General features: G+C 74.4%; 1 protein-coding gene and 1 pseudogene. Both read left to right on the forward strand.

Annotation, left to right across the window (positions count from 1 at the left end):
• Positions 1-295 (forward strand): SPOR domain-containing protein (locus tag ACFQ4O_RS18010; RefSeq protein WP_378777803.1); only part of this gene is annotated, 295 nt, incomplete at its 5' end.
• Positions 296-454: 159 nt separating this feature from the next.
• Positions 455-753: pseudogene (locus ACFQ4O_RS18015) on the forward strand (beta-hexosaminidase); the annotation flags it as partial.

Here is a 753-nt window from a genome sequence, read left to right on the forward strand (position 1 = left end):
ACGCCGCCAGCCGGCGCCGGCGGCGCCCGCCGCGACCACCCGCTCCGGCGGCTTCGTGGTGCAGGTCACCTCCCAGCGCTCCGAGGCGGAGGCCCGCGCGGCCTACGCCGCGCTGCAGCGCAAGTACCCGCAGGTGCTCGGCTCCTATTCCGCCAGCATCCAGCCGGCCAATCTGGGCGACCGCGGCACCTATTACCGCGTGCGCGTCGGGCCGTTCGCCGACGGGACGCAGGCCTCCAGCGTCTGCGGCTCGCTGCGCTCCGCCGGCGGCGACTGCGTGGTCTCCCGCAACTGACGCCTCTTCCCGGCGGCCGCGCGCGTCTCCCCGCGCGGCCGCCGGTTTCTTTTCGCGAGCCTCAGAGCACGTTCGACCATTCCGTTACGCCGTCATGCCCGCGCTTGGCTCGGGCGTTCGATCGCGCGCCCTGGCGCTTCTCAAACGGTCTCTCAGCCCATGCCCGCCCGCGCTTTCGTGTCCGGCTGCTCCGGCCTCGCGCTCACCGACGACGAGCGCGCCTTCTTCCGCGACGCGGAGCCGTGGGGCCTGATCCTGTTCGGCCGCAACATCGCCTCCCATGACCAGATCCGCGCTCTCGTTAGCGACTTCCGTGAGGCGGTCGGCCGCGACGACGCGCCGGTCCTGATCGATCAGGAGGGCGGCCGCGTGCGCCGCCTGCGGCCGCCGCTCGCGCTCGACCACCCCCCGGCGCGGGCCTATGGCGCGCTCCACGCGCTCGATCCGGCGGCGGGGCT

This window comes from Methylopila musalis (genome assembly GCF_042679725.1).
Lineage (GTDB): Bacteria > Pseudomonadota > Alphaproteobacteria > Rhizobiales > Methylopilaceae > Methylopila > Methylopila musalis.